Source organism: Polyangiaceae bacterium (assembly GCA_016715885.1).
Classification (GTDB): Bacteria; Myxococcota_A; Polyangia; order Polyangiales; family Polyangiaceae; genus Polyangium.
On record JADJXL010000015.1, the window covers coordinates 523,673 to 544,377 of the forward strand.

Genomic DNA, 20,705 nt, shown 5'->3' on the forward strand with positions numbered 1-20,705 from the left:
CCTCTAGCCCAGCGCTTGCGCAAGCGCTGCCGTCAGCGCGACGTGATCGAAAGGTTTTGGAAGAAATGCATCCGGCAGCGCATGACCTCCCACGCTCGCGTGCGCATCGTCCACGGAAAACCCGCTCATGAGCATGAAGCGGCCTTCCGGATAGAGCCGTTTCATTTCCGTGAAGGCTTCGGCCCCACCCATTCGAGGCATCGTGAGATCGAGCATCACCAACGTAAATTCCCCCGGATTTTGCTTGAATCGCTCGAGTCCTTCCAGCCCATCGCTCACCACTTCGACCTCGAATCCCATACGCGTGAGCAGCCGGCGGCAAGCATTGCGAATGGCGAACTCGTCATCCGCGACGAGCACTTTCCCGGTAAAGCTTTGCTGCGCAAGGGTCGGCATTGGCGCGATGGTCGTGACGTGTTTTTGCTCGGCCGCTCGAGGCAAGAGCACTCGAAACGTCGTCCCTCGCTCGACCTCCGAAGTGACCGTCAATGCACCACGATGCCCGCGCACGATCCCCAAAACGGCAGAAAGCCCGAGCCCCCGACCGGTGAATTTCGTCGAGTAAAATGGTTCGAAAATGCGCCGCACATCCTCCCTTTTGATCCCGCAGCCATTGTCGGTCACCTCGATGAAAACGCATTCGCCGCAGTCGAAATTCTCGAGCACGATCGCCGTGTGCAAAACCTCGGGCGTCACTTCCATTCGACCCGTGCGTACCGCGATGACCCCGCCATGCGGGTCCACGGCTTCGGACGCGTTGATCACCAGGTTCATGACGACCTGCCGAATTTGCGTCTCGTCCATGAATACGAGCGGTAGATTCGGCGCGAGATCGAACGTGATTTGCGGTCCTTTTCGCACGAAAGACGTGAGGGCCAGTTTCGATGTCGTCTCGACGAGCGCACTCACGTCTTGCGCCTGAAATACGAACTTGCTGCGTCCCGCATACGCCAAAAGCTGCTGGCACAACTCCGCTGCTCGACGGCTCGATGCGAGGATCATGTTGGCCGATTCGTGCAGCTCGTCCGGATTGCGAGCCGTATCGACCAGCATCCCTGCGGTGGCCATGATGCCCGTGAGGAGATTGTTGAAGTCGTGCGCAATGCCGCCTGCGAGGATGCCGAGGCTCTCGAGCTTCTGCGTTTCCACCATTTTTTGCGCGATTTGATCGCGCTCCGTTTCGAGCTGCCTGGCGCGCGTCATGTCGGTGACGAAAGCCATGACTTGCGACGAGTGACGGAAAGGAAGCGGCGTGAGCGTCACTTGAATGGTGATGTGCGAACCGTCTTTGCGCCGGCCTTCGAGCCAGCGAAGGTGCCCCATTTGACGAGCTCCGGGATTCGAAAAAAAGTCTCGCCGATGATGCTCGTGATTGTGACGAGCCGTCATGGGCACCAACATATCGATATTCTTGCCAATGAGCTCGTCCGCGCGATAACCGAACATCCGCTCGGTTTGCGCATTGACCATGTGCACGATTCCGTTGGAGTCGACCGTCAAGATACCATTCGGCGCGTTCTCGAAAATCAGTCGGAGCTGCTCATTGGCTGCATCGAGCTCATGGACGCGTGCCTCGAGCTCGGCACGAACGCGCATGACCCCTTCGTCGGCACGGTTGGACAAACTCTCCTGGTCCCCCGCTTCGTTCGAGGGCAGCTTGTGCAGGCTCATCGTAGACGCAGAATCACGGAAATTCGGGCCCGCCGTCAAGCCGTCTTGTAGGTGACGAGACAAGACTTGGCGCAAATGGAAACAACGACCACGGCGTCAATGGGTTGACGATCGATGGGATGGGTATTTTGTAGGAATTTGGGCGAGCCGTCAGGCGACGAATGCCCGTGTGGACGTAATGCCAGGTCAATTCTGTGCTTTGACGAGCACGATTTGTCGGCCGTCGCCAATATGCCAGCGGAGCTGACCGTCTCCGACAAACTGAAACTCCGCCTCGTCCCGTCCACCTTCTTCGCGCAAAAAGCTCACCGTGACCCGATCCCCTTCGGCCTCCGTCACGCGAAACGTTCCCGTTCGCGGACTCTCCGCCGGAATCATCACCGTGGCCTTGCTGCCACTGAATTCGAGCGCCGTGCCCTTGACCCACCCCATCGCCTTCGTAAGGTGCGGCACCGACACGTTCTCTATCGTTTCTCCAAGCCACCGCCCCTGAAGCCGATCTTTCGGCGTCCGACTACAACCAGCCGCCGCCGGGACGACAAGCAGCAGCGCTAGCGCCGTTTTCGTGGAAATTCGCATGGGCCTCCAACCCGCAGAAGACACGTCGTCTACAGGCTGGATCCAACGTTAGATGACTCTTCCACCCTGGGCCAAGAAATGTAGGTGCATGAAGGTGCATGTAGATCGATGAGGTCTTTAGGCGCACATGTGTGATGCGTTCGACCTGCGAGCGTTCTGGGCGCTACCTGGCCTTTGGGTGGCGTTCGGGAGCGGTCGTGAGGCATTCTTCGGGTCGATCCATGCGAGTATGTCCAGGAAATACCACCCGCGCCGCTCGATCCGCTTGTCTCGTGATGCTCGCGGCGCTTGGCTGTGAAGCGCCGACGAAGGCTCCGGCAGGTGCCGTCGATGCGGGAACCAGTCCCAACGCGAGCATTTTGCCTGCGCCGCTCGCAGCCGAAGCGCCTCCCGAGCCTCCCGATGCAGGCGTGCCCGACGGTGCGTACGGGCTTCTCGCGGATTCCACTGGCCGTTTGATCTTGCCCGATGCGGCTGCTCCGCCGCCGGAAATGCTTCGTGGGGATCAGCCGATGACGGCGGAGTCGCCGCTGCTCAAAGACGTCGCGGGCGCGTCGCTCGAAGCTGTGTTTCGGCTGCGTGACGTACCTGCGCCACCGAAGGCACCGGAGGTGTCGCAGGAGGGCATCAAGGCTGCTGCGGCGCTGACGGCGCCGAAGTGGAAGATCGATCTGACCGAGACGGGGCGCATGCGGATCGTGTTCATGTCGCGCGCGATGCCGCTACCGATGAACTCGGAGCTGCGCGCGCGAACCGATCGGTACGGCCATGTGGTGCTTTGGCCGAACGCAACGGATTATCGGGTCGTGCCGCCGGGAGCGATCCGCACGGTGCTTGGTGAGCGGCGCGTGGACGTGACGCCCATGTCGCCGGGGACGGTCAAACAGCAAGGGGAAGGCAAGCGTTTGGGGCTTGCCACGCGCAAGGTCGAGGTGACGTCGGCGCTCGGTTCGGTGCGCATGGAGCTTGGCAAGACAAACGACGTGGGCGAAGGCGGCGCGCTCTTGTGTCGCACGCTCGTCGAGATCGTTGGAGTCGATCCACGCACGAAGGTGTGCGCCTCGGGCGAAGTGCCGCTCAGCGCATCGTACGCGTGGCAAGACGGCGGGGGCATCGACTTTGAAGTGACGAGTTTGTCCAAGCGTACGGACATCCCGACCAACGAAGTGCTCGTTCCGCCTCCGGGAGCGACGTACCAACCAAGCGGTTTGCCGCAGTCGCCTGCGGGTGTGTTTCTCACGCGGGACGAGGTCGTCGCGTTTCGTTCAGCGCCGCTCGCGCTGCCTCCGGTCGACGATCCACGCGCGCCGGGCGAAGGGTTTGTCGCGGTCAACGAATCGGATGCGCTCGCGTACTTCTTCCTGGATGGAGTGCCGGTCGTCGCGGTGCCTCCGACCGAGCAGCGTTACGTGATCGGCACGGCGCGAGGGCGCTACGTGATCCAGTGGCGAACGTTCTTGGGAGATCGCATCGGCCCGTCGAAGACGGTGGCGCTCCCGGCTCGGCTTTCGTTTGGCGAGAGCCGCGATCAAGACGCGGGCGCGCCGGATGGAGGGTGAGACTCGCCGCGCAAGAACGCATCCATCACTTCTTTGGGGAAACGCTTCGGGCGCATGTTCTGCCCGATGCACGCGAGCGTCGTTTCACCTTCGCAGAGCACGTCGGAAGCGCGCAAGATCCGGTACTTGAACAGCACCGTGACGACCGAAACGTCCGCGCACGTCGTTTCGACTTCCAACGATTCGTCGAACTTGGCGGCCTTGCGGTAACGCAACTTCGCGTCGACGACGGGCAAGTGCACGTCCATCTCGACCCACTTTTCGTACCGTACGTCGCGACGGCGCAGCCAGTCGACACGTCCCGCTTCGAAGTACACGAGGTAGTTCGAGTGATGGACGATGCCCATCAGGTCTGTCTCGCAAAACCGCACGGTCAGCGGCATCCGACTCGTCGCGAGCTCGGGTCGAGGTTGTTCGCAGTAGAGGGGAGAGCGCATGAACTTTGGTTTGATGGAAGGGTTCTTCCGGGGGGTATGGGGGGCAGAGCAGTCGGCTCGTCTTTTGGGTCGTAGACCCTCCATCGTAAACTGGCCTCGCGCAGCGCGCGTCCCACGCGCGCGAAGCGAGCGTACAAACTCTGGCCTGGCATCAATACTCTAGTCGGCTCGCGATGACGGTGCTAATTCGGCGCCCAAGATGCCCGAAGCGAATGTCATCACGATGATCGAAGCGGATCGGATCGCGAGCCGAGTCCGCGAGCTTGGTGAACAAATCACGCGTGATTACGCTGGCCGCACGCTCGTGCTCGTCTGCGTGCTCAAGGGAAGTTTCCTCTTCACCGCCGATCTGTGCCGCCACATCGACTTGCCGCTGCGTGTCGAATTCCTCGGCGTGCGCAGTTACGGCGAAGGCACGAAGTCCAGCGGTATCGTGCAAATCACGCACGACCTCACGCGGCCCGTCGAAGGCGCCGATCTGCTCATCGTCGAGGACATCGTCGACACCGGCCTGACCATTGCGCACTTGCTCGAGCTCATGCGTACGCGCAAGCCCGCGAGCGTGAAGGTGTGCTCGCTCTTGCACAAGCCTGCGCGTACGCGCATCACCGTGCCGATCGACTACTTGGGCTTCACGATCGAGGACAAGTTCGTCGTCGGGTACGGCCTCGACTGGGCCGAGCGATACCGCAACATGCCGTTCATCGGGGTGGTGGAGTCGACATGAGCAAGCGCCTCGCGATGCTCGAGGGCATGGTCGCCAAGGGGTCGACGGATCCATTTGCGTGGTATGCGCTCGCGATGGAATACTCGAATGCGGGTCGCATGGACGACGCATTGTCGACATTTACGAAATTGCGGGCAGAGGCGCCGTCGTACGTGCCGATGTATTTGATATGCGGGCAGATGCTGGTGAAGGCGGGTCGCAAGGACGACGGTCGCGAATGGCTCGAAGCGGGCGTCGTGGCGGCGCGCGCAGCGGGCAATACGCATGCGCTGTCGGAGATTGAATCGGCGCTGGGGGAGCTCGAGGATTGAGGGACTCATTCGAGCGCACACCTCAACGTTGATCTTCCCCAATCTCCGGCGGAATGAAGTTATCGATTCCCACGGCTTTGCACAAAGCCTCCACTTTTCGATTTCGCGGCGCAGCATCTTGCGATGCCATGCACAGCTTGGCCGAGAAGGCGGACGAGTTTGTATCGGTTGGCCAAAAGGTGGTCGTCCAAGCGCGTGCGAGGTTATCGGAATCGATAGCGGTGGGCCAATATTGTGCACATGTGGGCAGGGCAGGGATTGATGCTGCGCTCGTGGTTATCGTCGAATCCTCTCGCCGTGCGCGCACACATCTGCGGCTCGCGCGACGGATGCACGAAGCCTGCACGCTCGATGCCCCCGCACCCAATGACGTGCCGCTCGCCCAGCACGCTCGACACGCCCAACCCCATTGGGCACCCGCATCCCCAGCTTGCGCAAATGCATCCGCCTCCCGAAAATGCCGCGCGTAAAGCCGCTCAGCGAAGCGCCGTCCCCCATGGGATCCCGCATGTGCAACACGCAGGATCGAGCCAACCCCAATGGGATCCCGCACCGCCAGCATGCACGAGCGCCGCACCGCACGCACCACGGGCATTTTCAACATTCGAAACCACGATGTCCTTGAAGTTTGCGCGCTACCCAAGTAACATCGCTCTCATGCTTGCCACGAAAGACAGCACCAGCAACACCATGCTCCGCGCGCTTGCCCGAACGCGCAATGCGCTCGATGCCGCCAGTGAGCTCGATGTCGACCGATCGAACGCCGATCGGGACTTCTTCGCGACGGAAAAGGCGCTCATCGATGCGCACTTCGAAAAGGTCGACGCCGCCGAGCGCGCCGTGTATTTGCACGACCTGCGCGAAAAACGAAAGCATCAGGCGCGTATCGTCGTCGGCGATGCCGTGCTCGATCGAGGCGTTCGGCGCGGGAAGAAACGCGTCGCGCTCGAAACCAATGTCGAGACGGCCGACCGTGTTTTCGCCGAAGACATTTCCGAGCTCGTCGACGCTGAACGACACCTCGAACCAGGCCTCGTGCTCGATTGCGTGGGTCGCTTGACAAAAGATGTGGATTTTAATGGCAAGAGCGACCTCGTTACCGACTTGACCGGACGTGCGCAGCGACAAGCGGATAACTTCCAAGCTCGCGAAGCGGCAGAACGCATCGAATCGAGCCTCGAAGCGGATCTCGAGCAAGCCATTTCCAAGGCCGCGGATGCATTGTATGGCCTGGAAAAACGATTGCTGGAACGATTCCCTCGCGACAAGCCGTATGTGCGTGCGTTTTTCTTGGACGTGGGGCCGAAACGAAAGAAGTCAGGCAACGAGTAAACGACGCGCGGCACCCATCGGTGTCGAAGCAAGGTTGGCTCACCTCGACGCCAGATTCCCTTGTATTCTCTCGCCCGTTGTGCTTGCGCTTTGCCAAAGCTTGATGCGCGCATGCCGCGTTTCGTCGGACCTGCGGTTGCAGCACGCCGTGCCAGTTCGAAGAGAACGCTGCCAACTCTGCGGTTGACCGTAGCACGCATGTTTGCTCGGCACTTTACTCGCCCGGCTGCGCAATATCGGTTATGCTGCGTCCCATGCAAGATGTCTCTGCATTGATGACGGCTTTCGTGTCCTATGTCCGCACACTGAAGGGTGACGAGAAAGGCGAAGCACAAGTCTTTTGCGACCGTCTCTTTCGCGCATTTGGACACGAAGGATACAAGGAAGCTGGCGCAACACTCGAAGAGCGGGTGAAGCTTGCGGATGGCCGCACCAAGTTTGCCGATCTGCGGTGGGGCAAACGAGTGCTCATCGAGATGAAAAAGCGGGGTGAGCGACTCGGTAGCCCGCGGGTGTACAACCAAGTATACGAATATTGGCAGCGCTTGGTTCCGAACAAGCCACAATACGTCGTCCTCTGCAATTTTGATGATCTTTGGATTTACGAATTTGATGAGCAGCTTGATGAGCCGATGGATCGCATCAAGTTGACCGACCTTCCGAGTCGATGGCCGGCGCTCAATTTTCTCCTGCTACAGCCCAAGAAGCCGCTTTTCGAGAACAACCGAAAAGAAGTCAGCGACGCGACGGCAAGCAAGCTTGGCGAAGTTTTCCGCGCAATGGTTGCGCGCGGTGAAACGCCGGAGCGGGCTCAGCGCTTTACGCTCCAATGCATCGTCGCGATGTTTGCGGAAGATACGGATCTGCTTCCGCGCGGACTATTCACCGAGCTCGTCAACGATTGCTTGCATGGCCAGAGCTCGTACGATTTGCTGGGTGGGCTCTTTCGGCAGATGAACACGGACCGACCTGCTCGCGGGGGGCGATACAAGAACGTTCGTTATTTCAATGGTGGACTGTTCGGCACGATCGATCCAATCGACCTGACGCCGCATGAATTGTCTCTGCTCGCTCGTGCTACGGACGAGAATTGGTCGCGGATTCATCCCGGCATCTTTGGTACACTTTTTCAGGCAACGATGGATGAGGATGAAAGGCACGAGCGGGGGGCCCATTATACGCCCGAGGTTGCAATTTTCGAGCATGTCGTGCGTCCGAGTTTGATACAGCCGTGGCGTTCGCGCATTCGTGAGGCATCGACATTGAAAGAACTACTCGCATTGCGCGATGGACTTACCAAGGTTCGAGTGCTCGATCCAGCATGCGGTAGCGGCAACTTTCTTTATGTTGCGTATCGAGAATTGAAGCGTTTGGAGCTCGAGCTGTTGGAGAAAGTCCACGAGCGGTTCTCTGCCAAAACGCGACTCGAAGTTGGAGCGAAGGCATCGATTCAATCGCGACAGTTTTTCGGCATCGACACGGATCGTTTCGCGGTCGAGCTTGCAAAAGTCACGCTGATGCTCGGTAAAAAACTGGCGCTCGACGAAGCGCACCATGCACTCGAGATGGCCCAAGTTGAGCTCGGGCTCGATATCGATCAGCCACTTCCGCTCGAGAATCTCGACGACAACGTACGTTGTGACGATGCGCTGTTCTGCGCCTGGCCCAAAGCTGATGTGATCATCGGAAATCCACCGTTTCAATCGAAGAACAAGATGCAGCAAGAACTTGGTGCTCATTATGTACAGCGCGTTCGCAGTCGCTATCCTGACGTACCAGGTCGAGCAGATTACTGCGTGTACTGGTTTCGCCGGGCGCATGACGAACTTGCCCCTGGAGCTTGTGCTGGGCTCGTCGGTACCAATACGATTCGACAAAATTATTCACGAGAAGGCGGCCTCGACCATATCGTTGCAAACGGTGGAACGATTACGGAAGCAGTGTCGACCATGGTATGGCCTGGAGAAGCGGTCGTTCATGTATCTGTCGTCAATTGGACGAAGGGCCTGGTCGAGGGACCGAAGAAGCTTTCATGGCAGGAAGGCGACGATCACGACAGTCCGTGGAAGGAGGTTCTGCTCGATAGAATCCCGGCGTCTCTATCACCACTCGTGGACGTGACGGGCGCAAAAGTTTTGCGTGCAAATGCGGAATCGGGCACGTGTTATCAGGGGCAAACTCACGGACACGAGGGATTTCTGCTATCACCCGATGAAGCACGCGCTTTTCGAGCAGACAAAACATTGCGAAAAGTCATCCATCCTTACCTCACGGGAGACGATCTAGTGGGACGGTATGGTTCGGAGCCCAGTCGCTGGGTGATCGACCTCAACCATTGCGAGACGATTATCGATGCGCGACAATACAGAGCGGTTTTCGAGCGCCTGAAGCGCGTCGTACTGCCAGACATCGAAGCGGCTGCAGCATCCGAGCGTGAGGAAACAGGAAGAGCAAAGGGGCCACGCCAGGCGCACGCGCAACGCTGGTGGCGGCATTGGCGAGGGCGGGGCGAAATGCTAGCCAAACTCGAGGGCATTACGCGCTGGATTGCATGTTCGCGGGTCACGAAACGGCCCATTTTCGAATTCGTATCGAGTCGCATTCATCCCAACGATGCGCTCATGGTGTTCCCGTTCGAGGATGACTACTCTTTCGGTATTCTTCAATCCGGCATTCATTGGGAATGGTTCAAGGCACGCTGTTCGACTCTGAAAGGCGATTGGCGCTACACGTCGAATACGGTTTACGACAGTTTTCCTTGGCCCCAATCACCAAGCGAAAAACAATGTGCCGCAGTAGCAAGTGCCGGAGTCGCCCTCCGCGCACTACGTCGCGAAATCGCTGCCAAGCACGAAATGAGCTTGCGCGCAATGTATGCATCCATGGAGGACCTGGGCAAGCATCCACTGAAGGAGGCACATTCCGTGCTCGATGCTGCTGTGCGCGCCGCATATGGTATTGGGCCACGCAAGAGTACACTTGTGTACTTACTCGAATTGAATCGTGATTGTGCGATGAAAGAAGCCAAAGGGCATGCGATCATGGCGCCGGGCTTGCCCGCAGGGATCTCACCGAAAAAGTTTGTCAACCAGGACGCCATCGAGGCGCCAAGACTGTAGCGAGGCGACTCGGGGTAGGTTGGGTGATGACGTAGCTACCTACCCTCCAGGTGGTCCAATGCGCTGCCAAAGCAGTGTGCCGGCGACGAGTGTGTCGACGAAGCGGATTGATCAACCTCCCGGAGTACCGACCTCCTCTTCCCAGCTTGAAATCAGTCGAAGCAGGCCATTCGAAGGATGACTTGACTTGACCTTGTTGAAGTACCAGCCGACTCTCTCGCGAAGGCTGGGGTCCACCCTGCAACAGAGGCCAATCAAGTCCACACAGAATGCTCTCTCGTCGGAGTTGACGCTTCGCTCGAGGATGTCCATGTAAATGGGCAGCCCACGAGCGATTTCGACGAGGCATCGTTGTACGATATCGGAATTACTTGCCTCGACAATCGCGGCTTCGCCGGCCCCAATCTGAACCAGCAGCTCCAAAATGTGAGGCCGCGCTATGGCCGTGCTTCTCAACAGACTGACGAGAAGGCAGCGTACGGTGGGAAGAGCTGCCGGATAGACAGCTCCCTGAACGACCACCGTATTATCGATTTTCCAGTAGGCTGCAAGTGCAACCTCGTTCGTTGTCGCCGACTCAAGAGCCTTTATGGCACTCGGGACGCCCGAAGCTCCCCCGTCGGCTTCGAGGCGCGACCAGTCGTAGCACTCCAGTTCCCAGCTCATGTCATTCACCTTAATCGCCTTTGAATTGAGTGCCCGAAGGGAATGGTTCACGACCATACTGAGTTTCGCAATTTTGACAGACTGGAACCTGTTTGAATGGTGGCCCGTCTGGTCGAGGTCGAACCGCTTCGGTAAACTTCACTTTGCTCGCATCGCCGCCGAGTTGTTGCACAACTTTTCCTTCTGCACAGCCACCACCAGAGCAACCGACAGCAATCTGACGCGTTTCGATATGATAACCAGCGGTCACCGTTGCGGGGCGTGCTGGTGGCCGAAGTCCACCGACCTCAGCAGCCTTGGCATCGCGAGCCGCCCGAGCGGCATTGAGCGCGGCAGCGTCATCCGGCGGCCCCCTCGTCGTCTTCCCACCCTTTCCCGCGCCCGTTTGTCCGCCTATGACTTTTCCGATGACGACGCCCACAATGACCGTCACGCCTATCGCGGTTGATTGCCGTGTGACGCTGTACGTGTCGCCGTCGTCGTTTGCAAGTGACACGTTGGCGAATGCAATCAGCGGATTGACGACATTGAATGCATCGACCGCATCGCCCTTGTCGTATGCGTCGTACATGCGCTCGATTGTCGGCAATGGCGTCGACGTCCAATCGTCCCACAAACCGCGCGCCGCATCGCCAACGCCATCCCATACGGCATCGCCAACGCTTCCTTTTTCGACCACCGTTGCACCCTGCGGCGGTGCTGCTGCGCCATTTCCCGTCGTTCCTACATCGGTTGTCGCCGCTTGAGCGCCCACGTCAGCCGCATGTGGCGGTGGCGTAGGTCGCGGCGTCGGTGGCGGCAATGGGTCGAACGTGATGTGAATGCCGAGCTGTCCGGGCGTTTCTTCGACGCGCCACAACCGCCGCGCTTCTTCCTCAGTAAACCCACTTGGATCCACGAATGCAAGCGGATTGTTGCGCACGTATGCATACGCTCCCAAGCTTTGCCCATTGTACACGTTCGCAATGATCGGGTCCGTCGTCGTGAATCGCCCAATGCGTGGGTCGTAGACTCGTCCCTTCATGTTGACGAGGCCATATTCGTCAGCTTCTTCGTGCCCCGTAAATCCTTTTTTCGTTTTGCTCGTGAATGCTATCGCCGAACCGCCCCATTCTGGATTCCTGCGCGCGCCGAATGCATCGTAGCTGCGCCGCTCATCGATGGTGCCATTCTCCTTCGTGGTCGTCTCGATCGACCCAACGTGATCGACATGCAGGTAGCGCGTCCCCGGTTCTTGGCCATCACGCGTCACAATGGCAACCACTCGCTCGGGTGAATGCACGTGGTAACGATGCTCGATGCCGCTGGTGGTTTTCACCTGCTCGTAAAGGTCGTCGAAGTAAATGGTCTCCGTGGTCGACGTCGTTTTGCGGATTCGTTGCTGATCACCGTCGTATCCAAACGTCGTCACCTTCGCGCCTTGCGTAATCGTCTTCGGCAAGTCGAACGGCGTATAAGTGATGATGACGCCTCCTGGCCGCGTAATTTGATTGCCGACCGCATCATGGTAGAAGCTATCGCCTGCCGCATTCGTAACGGCATGCGGATGCGTGGGATCGGTATACGACAAGATGCCCACGTCGCTCTTTGATACGATGTTTCCATTGGGCGCATAGCCGTACGACGTGTCGCACGGTGCATTCGGATTCTCGACGAGCCCAAAGTACGCACACGTGAGCCGATTCAATGCGTCATAACGAAAACGCTCCGTTTTGTTGACCGGTTGTCGTGCATCCGTGCGGCTCTTCAAATTGAGTCGCTCGTCCCAGTCGTACGACAATTGCTGAATGGTCGCTGCACCCTTCGTCGTGGTGATGCTCTTCAGGGCGCCTTTCTCATGGTCGTATCCACGAGCCGTCGTCACGCCATTACCAAACATCTCACCCTTGTACCGGCCTGCTTGGTCGACGTCCGTCAATTGCCAATACGCATCGTTCGTATACGTATCGCGCACGCCAATGCGATGACCGTGGTTGTCATGCTCGTACGTTACACCGAACGGCAGTTCGCCGAGTGGCTGCGGGTAGTCCACCGACGCGACACGACCCATGTCATCGTACGTCATTCGCGCCGTAAACGACTCTCCCGCAACGGAGAGCGTCGTCCCTTCGAGCTGCCCTCGCTGCGAATACGCATACGTCTTGATTCCGTCGGGACTTTCGAGCATGTGCAACCGGCCAATTCCATTCGGCGCTGTATCCCACGTCCACGTCGTCGTCAAGCTCTTTCCCGCGTGCGTATCCGTGCGCGTTTTCACGCGCCCGAGTGCGTCCACGCCAAACGCGATCACGCGCCCGAGCGCATCCGTCGATGCAAGCACGTCACCGAATCCATCGTTGACGAACATCGTCGTGCCGCGATCTGGCTCTTCCAATTGCCGCACACGCCCGAATGCATCGCGCGTCCATTTGTTACGGCCCCGCCAGGATCGGTCACCGTGCGAAGCGCATCGAATGGGCCATAGGCATATTTCGTTTTGCCATTCGCTGCATCCGTGATTGTTACGGGTCGACCCAATGCATCGAGCTCGGTCAATGTATGCTTCAACAGCGGATCGGTCATCTCGATGAAGAAACCATCATACGAGGTCGTGGTTGTTGCGTTCCACGGTGTGGTGTGCCGAATCTCGCGCCCCAACGTATCGAATTCGTATTCGTCGAAGACGAGCTGCGCATCGGGCGTACCTTCCGCAGTCGGCACAGACCCTCTGGCAACGTTTCCACTCAGCGGATCGTATTCGATGAGCTGCATCAACCGAGGCGTATTCGGCTTTGGCGCGGGGCCGTGCGTATACGTGCGCATGGGCCGCCCCAGACTATCGAACACCGTTTCATCGTCCGAACCACCCGCCGTCGTCGTGCGCTCCTTCAATCGCCATTGACCATCGATCCGCTCGCGCGTGCGCGTGATCGTCGTTTGCGATCCGTCGGGGCGTTTCTCGTTCTCCAACCTTCCGAGGCTGTCGTATTGCCACTCGGTCGCCAATTGATTCGGATCCGTCTCCTTTCTCAGCACACCCAGAGCGGGATCGTATTCGACGAGCGTCTCGTGCGCCAATCCATTGATGTGCTTGACCGGGAACACGCCTTCGTCATCGTAAACGGTCATTGATTCGCGTCGATGACCGAATGCATCGTCTGCCTTTACGCTCGTGACGTTGCCGAATTTGTCGCGCTCGTACACTACAGTCAGCTTCGTATCGTCGATGTTATCGCTGCTTGACGTGGACTCCGTTTCCACTTCGCCGAATGCATTCGTTGTGCGTTGGGTGGTCCGGCATTGCGTCAAGCCCGCAGCCGAGCTGCATTCCTCTTGCCATTGCGGCTGCCCGAGTATCCACCTGCCGACGTCATTCTTGACGGTGCGCGTGATATGCGTCGTCAGGTCGACGCCCACTGTGGATACGTCAACCTCGAGCACGTTGCCGAATTCGTCGAAGGCCGCTACATCCACCATCGTATCGCGCAGCATCGTCGCGTTTTCATTGGCGGCCACGCCCGCAGCATATTCTTCGAGCGAACCTGCTCCAGAAAAAGCGCCTTGCATGCGGCGCGTGTGGCGTTTCGTGGGCAGCGCGAAATACGTTTTGCCGTTATTCGTGGGCACATCTTCAAGCGTAATGTCGACAAATGAAAGCTCGACGCGGCTCGGATTCGGCTCGCTCGGCAACGCTGGAGCCCATCGCCATTGTGATTTCACCTGCCCCGCAAACGGATATACCTTGCGCTGGCCGATAGCAACAAACGTTTCGTTGTCGTAAAATGTCGCCGTCGTCGCGCCAGTGTCCAGGTCCGTCAGGATGCGCGCGCCGAATCCAAGGAAGCCATACCCTCGACGATCGTATCGACCATCGCGATAACGCAAGCCAAATCGACGCTGCCCACCTTGTCCGTCGTTGAGTGCATAGTCGCGCACGACACGCTTGGAGCCCACCGCGCAATGACGCGGGTATGCGCAGTCATTCGCCGCGTTGGCACGTGACAAATACAGATACGACTCCTTCTTCGGATCGTTCGCCTGCGCGCCGTTCGTCTTCCATTCGTCCGTCAAGTGCCCATACTTGATGGACACATTCGGAATGAAGCCCGGATCCTCGGCGTCATGCTCGTTCATGCCATCAGAAAACCCCACGAGCACATCCGGGTCGGCTGCACGATTCTTGAAAACGTGGAGCTCGTTGCCCAGAAATATCGCCACATCCGGCGCGCCGTCGCCATTTACATCGGCAATGCGTGGACCTCGCGGGTCCGCCAGCGTAATCGCATCGCCGAGCACCGGCTCGAATGGAATGCCCGCGTCGATGCGCTCAAAGGTGAACCCATTCGATCCGCGCGTTGCACGGAGAATCACCCAGCGCGGAATGTCGGGGCTGATGGCATCGACGAGCGGCATCAAGAGATCGCCTTGCCCATCCTGATCGAAATCGGCGACAGCCGCCAAATGGAAGTAGGTGGTCTGCGGAATGAGCCCATCCCATTCCAGAGTATTTGCCGCCTTGTCCGCAAAACCTTTGCCCGTGTTGATCCACGTCCACAGTCGTCCCGGAAGGATCGCCGGACGTTATGGCATCGGGCAACGCATCTCCATTGACGTCAACGAACAACGTGCGACCACCATTCGGAGGTATGCGCAAACTCGTATCGTGCGATTCCCACGTCCCATCACTGTTACGGCGAAACACGTAATAGTTCGGTGCTCGTTGAAATGCCACACCGCCTTGTTCAATCATTCCGGGGATGACCAAATCCACGGTCCCGCTTCTGTCGATATCGACCGTGTGCATTTCGAGGTTGCACGGGTATCCATTCAGCTCGTCGATTGCCGTGCCGATTTGTGCAAACCCACCAGGGCGCCATGCGTGCACATTCCACACGGATTGAGGCGCGTTATTCCCATGATCCGTGCATTGAATCAGATCCGATACGCCGTCGCCGTCGACATCGGCCAAATGCACCGCTCCTGAAGCGCCACGCAATTGCTTTGGCGCAGGACCCAATGGAAACGGTCTTTGAATGCCCGTGTCGACTTCTTCGAATGTGTCGGTCGATTTCGATAACAAGACGATGTGGTTGTTCCGATTGCCGTACACATCGTGCAAAAGGACATCCGCTTTCCCATCGCCATTGTAATCGATCGCCGTGCCGAGCTCCGGTTGAAGGATTCCCGGATCAACTGGCTCCGTGGGATCCTGCTGGAACGACCATTCCTGCAAAAAGGCAACCTTGGGCGCCCCAAATCCGCTTCCATGATTGCGCGCGATTCGCCATTCCGTGATCGGATTCGTCGGCGTCGACAGCGTCGTTGTATCGGGCACGAGAAAATCGCCAATCCCATCGCCCGTGAAATCAGCCAGCATATAACTCGCGCGCCGCGACAGCGGCACCGCTATCGTCGTCGCAACCTCCTCGAACCCCGTTTCAACCTTCGCATATTGAAACCTCGTCGGCGGTTTGCACGCTCCATTCGCACCGCATTCTTCGACCGACGTAAGCAGCGTCCGACCCGTCGTTTCGCTTTGCTCATACTCGAAAGCATATCGACGCACCAGCTCGTCGTTCAGCAGCATCTGCGCTTCCTCGAGCTGTAGCGATTGCTGAAACTCCATTCCGCCCGAATACACCGAGCGTGCGTCTTCCTTGGCGGCATACACGAGCGCAACTGCACGTGTCGGCTCCATGCCGTCAAATGAGGTGTAGCGTATTTCGTCGAGCGCATACTCCGCGGTGTAGCCGTCTGCTTCTGCAAAGCAATACCCGTACGTCATTGCATTCCCGCGAGCATCGCGCATTTCATTCGCGAGCCACGCACGCACGGCGCCCCGAGCGCACGCGGCCGGCTTCCTTTGGTTTTGCCATACTCGACGACATGCCCCGATGGCAAAAACGCCTCGAAATAACGCGAGCCCTCCTCGGTTTGATGGCCAATGACTTTGACGTGCGTATCAGGCCACGTGCGGTATTCGATGGCATTTGCACGTTGCGAAACGACGACGAGCCGCTTGCCATCCATGCACAACGCATCATCCGTGTCGTATTGCACCGCGCGAACTTCGCTGTCGATGGCCATCGTCTTCGGACAGCGCGTAATTGCGCTGGCGCCCGAGAAGGAAAAACCGGCACCCAATATGCCGTCGACCCCCGAACCGCTATACGTGAGGTTTAGGTCCGGCTCGATACCTGCTCGGCCGGGCACCGAAACCAGCGGCAGCGATAACGTTGCGTCACCTGTGTCGCTCACGTTGAACGATACCGGTATCGCTCCAGGTACGGTCGTTTTCGACACGAGCGGCGCAGCTACCGGCAGCGATGCATGCTGTGGGATACAGGCATGGATTCGGGGATTCGCAGGTCGACTGAGCGCGTCGCACGAGCACCCCGCATGCGTGGCGAGACACGCCAAAAGAAATGAAAGCAGCATCCAAGACGCAGAAAAGCCATTGGTGCGAGAATTCATGCAGACACGTCCCCCGGAGCAAGAGAAGCTCGCCCCTTGATGAACGAACGCTCATTGCACATGCATGGTTGTAATATGCTGGCCGGACAACCGACCCGCAGCCATCACTACACCACGCGAAAATGAGCTTCAAGGTCGGTGCCGCGACGGTCGGACGGGAAATGTCCGATGTAGGAACCTACCGACCCCAAAGGGATCTCACACTGCCAGCATGCTCGACCGCCACGCCGCATGCGCCACGGGCATCTTCGACGTTGCAACAAACACCCTCGAGGGTTGCATCAAGGCCGCTCGTTGGGCGACCTGATGGCAACAACCAGGCACCCCGTGTCGCCTTGACCGTTTGCAGTCAAACCTGTTCGCTCGGAGTTGGCGCGGATACGTCGCTCGAGCTTGCCTCGTCCGAGCGCGCTGGTTCGTCGGCGGGCACCGTGTCGGCGCTGATCAACCCTGGCGGCACGGGAGCTTCGATGGGCACGTCGGGCTTTGCCGGAGCGTTTTGCCGCTGCGCGCGAATCCATCGCAATCGCTCGGCGATTGTCTTTTCAAACCCGCGCTCGGTCGGCGAATAATACTCGGTGCCAACAAGCCCGTCCGGGAGGTACGTCTCGCCCAATGCGACGCCTCCTTGTTCGTCGTGCGGATAGCGATATCCACTGCCGTAACCATCGGAGCGCATGAGGCCCGTGACGGCGTTGCGAAGGTGCAGCGGGACCGGCAAACTGCCTCGCTTGTACACGTCGGATTGTGCTGCACGAAACGCCGTCGTGACCGCATTCGACTTCGGTGCACACGCCAAGTAGATGGCTGCTTGCGCGATCGCGTAGATGCCCTCGGGCATGCCGATGCGCTGAAACGCCGCATCGGCTGCGACGGCGACATCGAGCGCTCGCGGGTCGGCGTTGCCGATGTCTTCGCTGGCGAAGATCATCATGCGGCGAAGCAAAAAAACGGGATCGTCACCGGATTCGATCATGCGCATGAGCCAGTAGACGGCAGCATCGGGATCGGATCCGCGCATCGACTTGATGAACGCGCTGACGATGTTGTAGTGCTCTTCGCCGGCCTTGTCGTAGCGCAGCGTGGCTTGCGCGTTCGACTGGGCGACGTCTTGCTGCGTGATCTTGGTGCGCCCCACGCGCTTGGCTTCGAGCGCCGCGATCTCGAGCGTGTTGAGCGCTCTGCGTGCATCGCCGGAAGCGGCGGTGATGACGAGCGAGAGCGTGTCGTCGTCGATCTGAAAGGCATCCGCAAGGCCCTCGGAGTCGACGAGGGCGCGCTTCAAAAGAACGCGCAAGGCGTCGTCCGTGAGGGCATTCAGGCGAACGACGCGACATCGTGAGAGCAGCGGGGCGTTGACCGAAAACGAAGGGTTTTCCGTGGTCGCGCCGATCAAGACGATGGTGCCGTCTTCGACGTGAGGCAAAAACGCATCCTGCTGCGCTCGGTTGAAGCGATGCAGTTCGTCGACGAAGAGGATGGTCGTTCCGCCCTCGAAGTCCTTGTTTTCCTGGGCTTTGGCGAGGATCTGACGCAGCTCGGGGACGCCTCCCAAAACGGCGCTGAAGGGAACGAAACGCGACTTGGAGACGGCGGCGATGACGCGCGCGATGGATGTTTTTCCCGAGCCGGGTGGTCCCCACATGATCATCGAGGGGATCTCGTCGGCGACGATCGCGTTCGTGAGAAGTTTTCCTTCGCCGACGATGTGGGTTTGCCCGAGGACGTCGGCGATGGAACGAGGTCGCATGCGCTCGGCGAGCGGGACGAGGATTTTGTTGTTTTTCTTTGCCGCTGCAGAAAAAAGCGTGGGCAAATTGCCTGGATTACGACCGCCTCGTCCTTTGGGGATCATTCATCTATCCATGAGCGCACTGACCGCGCGTTTGATGCTCTCCGGGTCGCGCCCGACAAACCTTACTCGACCAGCGGCATCGAGGACGAACGTGGTGGGGATTTGGTAGACGCCGAAAGCTGCCTGCAATTCCTGACCTCGGTCGTGCACGACGGGAAAGGTGATGCCGAAGCTGTAGGCGCCTTCGAGGGCTTGTTGTGCGTCCTCGTCGAGGTTCATGCCGACGACCATGAGGCCGGCGGAACGCTGGGTGCGCCAGAGCCTTTCGAGTGTCGGCATGGTATAGCGGCACGATCCGCACCACGATGCCCAAAAATCGATGACGGTGACGCGCGCCGTGCCGTAGCTGGGGACGGTGATGGAGCGATTGTCGAGCGAAGTGGCCTCGAACGCGGGGCCTGGTTGATTGAGCAGCGGATGCTGCATGGACGGGGGCAGGGGCGTCGTTGCGCAGCTCGAAAGTACGATCGCGGAGGCCATGGCGAAGAGGTGTGCGAAGCGAGCGAAAGGTCGAGGCAGCAAGCGCATAGACGAGGACTGTAGCAAGGTTTGCTGTGCGCGAGGCAGTGGTACGACGCTGCATGAGCAACGTCAAACCTTTGGTTTGGCTCGATGAACTTTTTTGCGGCGGGGAGTTTGTCGGGGCAACATGAGCGATGGGCCGAGTCGGGCGTCAGCGTGAGCCGAAGATGGCGGTGCCGACGCGGACGAGGGTGGCGCCTTCTTCGATGGCGACGGGGAAGTCGTGGGACATGCCCATGGAGAGCTCGGGGAGGGCTGCTGGGCCGCCGTGGGCATCGCGGAGCTGTCTGAGGCGCGCGAAGTAGGGGCGAACGGCTTCGGGGTCGTCGAGCATGGGAGGGATGGCCATGAGGCCCAGGACGCGCAGGTGGGAGGCGCGGCGGGCTTGTTCGAGGAGCAGGGGGAATGCATCGATGGAGGAGCCTGCCTTGGATGCTTCGCCGGCGACGTTGACTTCGATGAGGACGTCGAGCTGTTTACCGGAGGCGGCTGCGCGTCGATCGAGCTCGTCTGCGAGGTCGGGTCGATCGACGGTGTGGATGATGTGGGCGACGCTCGAGGCTTTTTTGGCTTTGTTGCGCTGGAGTGCGCCGATGAAGTGCCATCGAATATCGGGCAAGTCGGCGAGCTCGGAGGCTTTGTCGGCGAGCTCTTGGACGTAGTTTTCGCCGAAGTCGCGTTGTCCGGCGGCGTAGGCGATGCGAATGGCCTCGGCGGGTTTGGTCTTGGAGACGGCGACGAGGCGGACCGAGCCTGCGGGCTTGCCAGCGCGCTTGGTGGCGTCGTCGATGAGGGCGCGTACGGCGGCGAGGCGTTCGGGGATGAGGTCGAGGTCGGTCACGCCTCACCCCCCAACCCCCTCTCCCCACGCGCCTTCGGCGCGGCGGAGAGGGGGAGCATAACCTCACCCCCCGTCCCCCTCTCCCCAGGAGGGAGAGGGGGAGGAAGAGCGTCCGACAGGGCTCGTGCAATACGCAAAACCGTTCCCATCCTGCGAACAGGTAGCAGATCTGGTGCGTCTTTCCCCCCTCTCCAACTGTGTTGGAGAGGGGGCCAGGGGGTGAGGCATGTTCCCCCTCTCCGCGAGCAGCGAAGCTGCGACGGGGAGAGGGGGTTAGGGGGTGAGGTGTGCGCGTCTCACCTTGTGCCAAGGCGTGCCGATTCGTGCTCGTTTTCCTTGAATAAATAAGCCCACGTTGTGGCATGATGGTTGCCCTACCGGCCGTCGTCATGCGAAAGCCCTACCTCCTCGCCTTTGCCTTCATCCTTGGCGTATCTGCGTGCACGTTCAATCCGCAGCCGGATCCTCCTGGCACGACGATTGACGACAACGCCAGCAGCAGCGCCAGCGGCACCGGCGGCAAGGAAGAAATGGGCGGCGGCGGTGGTGGCGGAGCTGCCAGCACGAGCAACGGCGGCGCTGGGGTGACGTCAGTGGAAGCGGCGGTGCCGGCGGGATCGGCGGCGCGGGCGG

General features: G+C 59.5%; 14 protein-coding genes and 1 pseudogene. 5 read left to right on the plus strand and 10 right to left on the minus strand.

Annotated features, from left to right (window positions below):
- Nucleotides 1-3: 3 nt before the first annotated feature.
- Nucleotides 4-1,671, minus strand: coding sequence for a PAS domain S-box protein (locus IPM54_15800; GenBank protein ID MBK9261256.1), 1,668 nt, complete (start codon nucleotides 1,669-1,671; stop codon nucleotides 4-6).
- Nucleotides 1,672-1,857: 186 nt separating this feature from the next.
- A complete protein-coding gene (locus IPM54_15805; GenBank protein ID MBK9261257.1) occupies nucleotides 1,858-2,250 on the minus strand; it encodes a hypothetical protein in 393 nt (130 codons plus the stop codon).
- A 221-nt stretch (nucleotides 2,251-2,471) separates the two neighbouring features.
- Here IPM54_15805 and IPM54_15810 point away from each other — a divergent pair, with 221 nt between their 5' ends.
- Nucleotides 2,472-3,809 carry a hypothetical protein gene (locus IPM54_15810; protein MBK9261258.1) on the plus strand — a complete coding sequence of 446 codons (1,338 nt, stop codon included), beginning with the start codon at nucleotides 2,472-2,474 and terminating at the stop codon, nucleotides 3,807-3,809.
- Here IPM54_15810 and IPM54_15815 read toward each other — a convergent pair.
- Nucleotides 3,779-4,246 (minus strand): acyl-CoA thioesterase, encoded by a 468-nt coding sequence (locus IPM54_15815; GenBank protein ID MBK9261259.1) that lies wholly within the window; start codon nucleotides 4,244-4,246, stop codon nucleotides 3,779-3,781. The two genes, IPM54_15810 and IPM54_15815, sit on opposite strands and share 31 nt — an antisense overlap.
- A 199-nt stretch (nucleotides 4,247-4,445) precedes the next feature.
- Between IPM54_15815 and hpt the strand changes: the two genes are divergently transcribed.
- From hpt to IPM54_15835, 4 genes are all read left to right on the plus strand, one after another.
- Nucleotides 4,446-4,973, plus strand: a complete 528-nt coding sequence (hpt, locus tag IPM54_15820) for a hypoxanthine phosphoribosyltransferase (protein ID MBK9261260.1) — start codon at nucleotides 4,446-4,448, stop codon at nucleotides 4,971-4,973.
- Nucleotides 4,970-5,284 (plus strand): tetratricopeptide repeat protein, encoded by a 315-nt coding sequence (locus tag IPM54_15825; protein MBK9261261.1) that lies wholly within the window; start codon nucleotides 4,970-4,972, stop codon nucleotides 5,282-5,284. Before hpt ends, IPM54_15825 begins: the two co-directional genes overlap by 4 nt.
- 657 nt (nucleotides 5,285-5,941) lie before the next feature.
- Nucleotides 5,942-6,616 carry a hypothetical protein gene (locus IPM54_15830; GenBank protein ID MBK9261262.1) on the plus strand — a complete coding sequence of 225 codons (675 nt, stop codon included), beginning with the start codon at nucleotides 5,942-5,944 and terminating at the stop codon, nucleotides 6,614-6,616.
- Between the two features lie 254 nt (nucleotides 6,617-6,870).
- Nucleotides 6,871-9,735, plus strand: coding sequence for a class I SAM-dependent DNA methyltransferase (locus IPM54_15835; GenBank protein ID MBK9261263.1), 2,865 nt, complete (start codon nucleotides 6,871-6,873; stop codon nucleotides 9,733-9,735).
- Between the two features lie 111 nt (nucleotides 9,736-9,846).
- Here IPM54_15835 and IPM54_15840 read toward each other — a convergent pair whose 3' ends face one another.
- The 7 genes and pseudogenes from IPM54_15840 to IPM54_15870 form a co-directional block, all read right to left on the minus strand.
- Nucleotides 9,847-10,401, minus strand: coding sequence for a hypothetical protein (locus IPM54_15840; protein ID MBK9261264.1), 555 nt, complete (start codon nucleotides 10,399-10,401; stop codon nucleotides 9,847-9,849).
- Between the two features lie 10 nt (nucleotides 10,402-10,411).
- Nucleotides 10,412-12,748, minus strand: coding sequence for an RHS repeat-associated core domain-containing protein (locus IPM54_15845; GenBank protein MBK9261265.1), 2,337 nt, complete (start codon nucleotides 12,746-12,748; stop codon nucleotides 10,412-10,414).
- A 713-nt stretch (nucleotides 12,749-13,461) separates the two neighbouring features.
- Nucleotides 13,462-16,165, minus strand: a pseudogene (locus tag IPM54_15850) (VCBS repeat-containing protein).
- A complete protein-coding gene (locus IPM54_15855; GenBank protein ID MBK9261266.1) occupies nucleotides 16,162-16,854 on the minus strand; it encodes a hypothetical protein in 693 nt (230 codons plus the stop codon). The pseudogene IPM54_15850 and the gene IPM54_15855 overlap by 4 nt, the downstream one beginning before the upstream one ends.
- Nucleotides 16,855-17,203: 349 nt before the next feature.
- Nucleotides 17,204-18,709, minus strand: a complete 1,506-nt coding sequence (locus IPM54_15860) for a replication-associated recombination protein A (protein ID MBK9261267.1) — start codon at nucleotides 18,707-18,709, stop codon at nucleotides 17,204-17,206.
- Nucleotides 18,710-19,189: a TlpA family protein disulfide reductase gene (locus tag IPM54_15865; GenBank protein MBK9261268.1), complete on the minus strand. Its 480-nt coding sequence runs from the start codon at nucleotides 19,187-19,189 to the stop codon at nucleotides 18,710-18,712. It lies immediately after the preceding gene.
- 193 nt (nucleotides 19,190-19,382) lie between these two features.
- Entirely contained in the window at nucleotides 19,383-20,072 is a 690-nt protein-coding gene (locus IPM54_15870) for a YggS family pyridoxal phosphate-dependent enzyme (GenBank protein MBK9261269.1), read from the minus strand.
- Nucleotides 20,073-20,705: the final 633 nt, after the last annotated feature.